The 6260-nt window shown below is 29.4% G+C and carries 7 protein-coding genes; all 7 read right to left on the bottom strand.

The features are described 5' to 3' along the window. Window positions 1–146 precede the first annotated feature (146 nt). The 7 genes from AYC61_RS08115 to AYC61_RS08085 all read right to left on the bottom strand — a co-directional run bounded on the left by AYC61_RS08115 (window position 147) and on the right by AYC61_RS08085 (window position 6190). A complete protein-coding gene (locus tag AYC61_RS08115) occupies window positions 147–1736 on the bottom strand; it encodes a ClC family H(+)/Cl(-) exchange transporter (protein ID WP_066499522.1) in 1590 nt (529 codons plus the stop codon). Window positions 1737–2282: 546 nt separating this feature from the next. After that, window positions 2283–2510 (bottom strand): thioredoxin family protein, encoded by a 228-nt coding sequence (locus AYC61_RS08110; protein WP_066499520.1) that lies wholly within the window; start codon window positions 2508–2510, stop codon window positions 2283–2285. Between the two features lie 22 nt (window positions 2511–2532). Next, on the bottom strand, window positions 2533–3555 hold the full coding sequence (locus tag AYC61_RS08105; protein WP_066499518.1) for a permease: 1023 nt from the start codon (window positions 3553–3555) through the stop codon (window positions 2533–2535). A 156-nt stretch (window positions 3556–3711) separates the two neighbouring features. Next, a complete protein-coding gene (locus AYC61_RS08100) occupies window positions 3712–4086 on the bottom strand; it encodes an ArsR/SmtB family transcription factor (protein ID WP_066499516.1) in 375 nt (124 codons plus the stop codon). 134 nt (window positions 4087–4220) lie between these two features. Then, entirely contained in the window at window positions 4221–4466 is a 246-nt protein-coding gene (locus AYC61_RS08095; RefSeq protein ID WP_066499513.1) for a 4Fe-4S dicluster domain-containing protein, read from the bottom strand. Between the two features lie 363 nt (window positions 4467–4829). Then, the gene (locus AYC61_RS08090) at window positions 4830–5810 is read right to left on the bottom strand and encodes a permease (protein ID WP_066499511.1); all 981 of its coding nucleotides are present in this window, start codon (window positions 5808–5810) and stop codon (window positions 4830–4832) included. 20 nt (window positions 5811–5830) lie between these two features. Then, window positions 5831–6190, bottom strand: a complete 360-nt coding sequence (locus tag AYC61_RS08085) for an ArsR/SmtB family transcription factor (protein WP_066499509.1) — start codon at window positions 6188–6190, stop codon at window positions 5831–5833. Between the last annotated feature and the right edge of the window lie 70 nt (window positions 6191–6260).

Genomic DNA, 6260 nt, shown 5'->3' with positions numbered 1-6260 from the left:
ACTACTATTATGGAAGTTTTTATACATAAATAAACTAATCACTATTTATTCAATATACTAAACATTTTATATAACGTATATTTATATAGTTATTTTAATAAAAATTTTTCTATATTTAAACTACGCTTCTACTAATTATTAACGCTTTAATATAAATTTTTCCCTTCAAAACTCACTTCCGTTATTTTTGAAAGTTCTGTACTTGCTACTGATGCTATTATTTCATCAGTAAGAGTAATTAAATAATCTCCTATTTGAAGTATGGTTTCTCCTTTTGGAATTAACTCCGTATTTCCTCTTTTTACACCAACAATCAAACACTTTTCTGGCCAGTCAATTTCTCGAATCATTTTACCTTCTGCACGGGATCCAAGACAAACAACGTTTTCAATAATAACTTTTGTATCTGCATCACTCTTATATTTATGACTTTTATTTCTGATCATTACTTCAAGCAGTGACTCATAAATAGGTTCTGAATTTAGCAATTCTGCAACAATATATGCAATAATAGATATAAACGCTAATGATAATAAATGTGTTAAAGACCCTGACATTTCACTTACTAATATACATCCTGTAATAGGTGCTCTAACTATTGCAGTAAAATATCCTGCCATAGCTAGAATTATCATATTTTGTACAAATATTTCATTGAATCCAAAGTACATATGAAGAATATCTGCATATATATTTCCTGTTAATGCTCCAAGCACTAACAATGGCAAGAAAATCCCACCTGGTGCTCCAGAGCCATATGAGATCATCGAAAAAATGAATTTTATACATAATAACACTAATAAAAATTTAATTGTATAATTTCCTACAGACAATTTTTCGACCAATGCATGCCCTCCACCTAATACCTCTGGTAAGATAAACATAAGAATTCCCGCAAAAATAAAAGGAATAAATTTTTTGTATTTTGATGGTATCCATGTCTTTTTGTTGTAATATTTTTGTGTCTTGAGTAAAGTAGAATTATAAAAAGCACCAAAGATTCCTACAATAATCCCAAGTATTAATATGTATGGATAGTAGTTTAATGGTAATGGCTTAAGACCAGTAAAATCAAAAGCTGAATTCAGTCCAATAAAACTCTTTGCTACAAAGTCAGCCGTAACCGAAGCTGTTAAAGCAGTAATCAATACAACAGGAGAAAAATTTTTATGAAGTTCTTCTAGTGAGAACATTACACCTGCCAATGGAGCATTAAATGCTGCTGCAAGACCCGCACTTGCTCCCCCTGTAACAAGAAATTTTTCTTCAAGCTTTTTTCTGTTAAATAATTCACTAACTCCTTTTCCTACTGCAGCTCCAAGCTGTATTGAAGGACCTTCTCTCCCAAGAGAAAGACCAGACCCTATAGCTAGTATTCCTCCTGTAAATTTACAGATTAATACTTTAGCCCAACTCATGTCCATTTTTCTTGCAAGGAATCCTTCAACTTGTGGAATTCCACTCCCTTTGATTAAAGGCACTTTATGCATCATATAATTTATTATAATTGCTATAATTATCAATACTGCAAACCACATTACAGCGTAAATAGTACTTTGTTTACCATAATCAATAACATAATACGTAATTTTGCCTGCTTGAGTGAGTATTAATCTATATGCAACAATAAGCATACCTGTAATTATTCCTACAAGTATGCTTTGAATCACAAGTTTTAGTTTTAAGTTGTGCCTGTGGAGCAAAGTTTGTTTTGTTCTATTGTCGTATTTTTGCATAATATTCACCTTCTACTATTTTTATGTACAAGTTTCATTATAAAGCTTACCCTTCCATTTGACAAGATTATTCACTCATAATTATCATAAATGAAAACAAATAAACTCAAGAACCAAACAAGGGGACGGTTCATTTGTTTGAAATTTTTAGCGTAAATCTTATTATTTTTACACTTTCTCTATATTATATCAATTGATATACTGTTAATTAAATACTACTAAAAAACTATATTTATCAATAGCGCTCTAAGCAGACGTTAAAATTTGTACATATATTCATTCGTCTATAACTGAACCACTATCAAAATTTCAACACTACCTGTAAATATCCAATTATAAGGGACGTAAGCATTATGTTCTTTATTTTTTCTTTTGAAGTATGTAAACTATAACTGCTAAACAGAAAGTAATTAGCTATTCAATTTATAATTCTTATTTTGACACATAAAAACAACCTCTACTGTTAGTCCAGTAGAGATTGTTTTTTAATAGTTATGTCAGAAGCATTAATCATGTTATATTAATACCCAAATAGTTCTAACTAAATTATAAATATTTTTTTATTTCATCTTTTGAAAGAAGTTTACCCATCATTTTTACCTGCTCATCAACCACCAATGCTGGTGTACTCATTACTCCATAACTCATTATATCTTTGATATCCTGTACTTTTTCAATAGTTGCATCAAGTCCCATTTCTTTTACTGCTTCTTTAGCATTAGCCTCTAACTTTTTACATTTTGCACATCCTGAACCTAAAATTTTAATTATCATATTATATTCCTCCTATTATTCATTAATAAAATACTAAATTTCCCATTATCAAACCTACTACGCCAGATAATAAAACTACAAGACATATATAGGTTAATGTCTTTTTTATTCCCATTACTTTTGAAATAACAATCATATTTGGTAAACTAAGTGAAGGACCTGCTAATAATAAAGCAAGAACAGGACCTTTATTCATCCCAAGTTCCATAAAACTATTTACAATTGGTACTTCAGTTAACGTTGCAAAATACATAAATGCACCAAATACTCCCGCAATTAAGTTAGAACCAATTGTATTGTTACCGACAAACTTAACCATAAATGTTTCAGGTATAATTGCAGTTAACACACCTGCTATAAATACTCCTACAATAAATAGTGGTACTATTTTTTTTGCTAAAATCCATGTCTCACTGCACCAATTGAGAAGTTCTTGTTTTTTAAAGTATAAAAATAGTACAACAACTAGTGTAACAAAGAAAACAATTGTAAGAATTGGATGCTTTACACCTGAAATAAGTATTGCAAGTAATATAATGAAAAAAATTAAATTTTGCCACCAAGTTCTTTCATTTTCTTCTTGTATATTAAACATATTTTCATTTGGGTCAATCTCTTCACCCTTTTGATACAAAATAGACATTACTAAGCCAATGATAATAGATAACACAATAGCTGATGTAACTCTAGCAAATCCAATTTCTGTACCGATAAGTTTGAATGTAAAAATAATCGCTAAAACATTAATTGCTGGTCCGGCAAATAAGAATGTAACTGCTGGTCCTATTCCAGCACCTTTTTTTCTTATACTCGCAAACATAGGTAATACAGAACAGGAACACACAGCAAGAATAGCTCCTGAAACTGATGCAATAGCATATGAAATATATTTTTTAGCATTAGGACCAAAATATTTCATTACAGCACCTTTGGACATAAAAGTAGAAATCGCTCCTGATAGGAAAAATGCTATAATAAGAGAAATAACCCTAGCTATAGTTAAATAATCAACTAATGCTTGCCATCCTGATAATAGAATATTCAATTTTCACCCTCCATTTTATTTAAAATACATTAAAATTTATTTTAAATACAGGATTAGGTACCACACCAACCACATGAGCAATATCTTCTCATCATTCCTCACCTACTAATAAAATACCATATTTTATCAATTGTTTTAAAATGCCACTAAAACTCTTTAGTTTTTACCTAAATTTTCGTTTGTAGAATTTTCGCATTTGCAACTATTTAAATACATATTTTTTAGTTTGATTTTTTCAACATCTTTTTTTAATTGCGGATAGTTTTCTATATTTTGTGCAATCTTTTCTATAATGCTACTTAAAACTGGATCTTGTAGATTTAATCTGTAAGAAACAAACTGTTCTTTTCTACAATCCTTTACAAATCCCATATCCCGAAGTTTTGTCAAATGTTTTGATACTTTAGGTTGAGACAATTCAAGTATTCCACATATTTCACATACAAAAAGCTCCTGATAATAAAGAACTATCATTATTCTTAATCGATTTTGATCAGAAAGCATTTTGAAAAATTTATTTAATTCATCCATCCAATCCCTCTTTCATGTTATATACGCATATTAGCATATGACTATAATAACATAATACTCCTTTTTAACTGGATTGTCAAATTAAGGCTATCTAAATTTATATCAAGTTATTTATTTTTATTTGAAATTCTTACTTAACAATCACAACTACAACCACAATTAGTAGAATTTTTCCCTTGTATATCTCCTACATACAATATTGCTCCCACTGGACATAAATTACCACATCCATGACATCCATGAACACAACCATTAGGATTTTCCACTATTGGACGTCCTTCTTTATCTAGTTTATATACGCCGTTGTTGCATTTATTATAACAAGCTTTACATACAATACATTTCTCATAGTCAATTACTGGGTACCATGTTTTTGACATAATATCACTTCCTTTAATTTTAATCTATCTTAAACCCAGATTGTTCATAGAAAATTAAATACCTTTTATAAATGAACCTCATTCTTCGAATGAATAAGCGGCAAATCAGAAACTCATTCCAAGAATGAGTAAGCGATTCACATAAAATCATAGATTTTAGTTCTCTGCTCATGATTAGAAGAATGTCCATTAAATTCTCGACATACCAACTCGGTATGCCTTCGAATTCATTGAAATCTTCTAATTCAGAAACCTACAACATATTATTCAAAGTTATACGAATAATCAGGGTTAATAATAGCAAAACAACTATTATATTTTTTACTATTATTTAATCATTGGCTTAAAATTTTCTTTATATTTCTAAATTAACAAATGTGCAATGCCATTAAATAAATACCCAACCAATATGATAGCAATACCAGTTATACCAACAAAAACTCCGATTAATTTAGGCTTAATAACTTTTTTTAGTAAAATCATCTCAGGTAATGATAACGCTGTTGTAGCCATCATAAATGCAAGTGCTGTTCCTATACCTACACCTTTTGTAATTAACGCTTCTGCAATTGGTATAGTTCCTAATGCATTTGAATAAAGAGGTATTCCAAAAACAACACCTATTAATACACCTATAGGATTGTCTTTTCCCGCATATTGCGCTAATAGTTTTACAACATCACCATTCTCATCTAAGCCATGTATAAATGCGCCTATACCTATACCAATAAGCAAGAATATCCACACTCTTTTGATAATATCTTTAACATTATCAATAGCAAAATGTATTCTTTCTTTATGGCTTATTTTTTCAATGTCTACCTCTCCTAATTTAATTTTATAGACATATTCTTCTACTTGATTTTCCATTTTCAATGAGCCAATAAATATACCTCCAACAACACCAACCATCACACCTGTAATCACATATACTAACGCAATTTTCCAACCAAATGAGGCAAGTAGTATAGCAAATGCGGCTTCATTTACAATAGGTGAAGTTATTAAAAATGAAAATGTAACACCTAATGGTATACCAGCTTCAACAAAGCCAATAAATAAAGGTACAGATGAACAAGAACAAAATGGTGTAACTATACCAAGTAATGATGCCATTATATTTCCTTTTACACCACTAAATCTCTCCAGAATTTTTTTTGTCCTCTCTGGTGGAAAATAACTTCTGATATATGATATTGAAAAAATCATAATACCTAAGAGAATAATGATTTTTATCGTGTCATAAAAGAAAAAATGTACACTTGAACCTAAATGTGTTTCCATAGATATATTTAATATATTTTCAACGAATAATTTTACTAAATAATCTAACCAACTAAACATTTAAATCAACTCCTTCATAATTAATCAAATTTTTTTCTATATATATTACATTGATTTGAATATATTTCTTTATCAACCAATCTTTCACTATCCTCGCTTAACTGTGGATAGTTTTCGATATTATTTACAATATTCATAATCAAATTTGAAAGGACATCATCTTTAATTTTTAACGAATAAAAAATAAATTGCTCCTTCCTTTCATCACTAACAAATCCCTTATCTCGAAGTTTTGCCAAATGTTTTGATACTTTAGGTTGTGAAAGTTCTAAAACACCACAAATTTCACATACACATAACTCTTGCTGTGCTAGTAGTGTAACTATTCTAAGCCTAGTTTTATCTGACATTATTTTGAAAAAGCTTGTAAGTTGGTTCATAGCTATCTCCTTTCTACTGGATTTATTAGTTAATTCTTATATACCCATATGTGTATATAAGAATTATATG

Source organism: Abyssisolibacter fermentans (assembly GCF_001559865.1).
In the GTDB taxonomy this organism is placed as follows: Bacteria; Bacillota; Clostridia; order Tissierellales; family MCWD3; genus Abyssisolibacter; species Abyssisolibacter fermentans.
The sequence above is the reverse complement of the archived record's forward strand: the minus strand, read 5'-3'. Positions and strand labels throughout refer to the sequence as shown.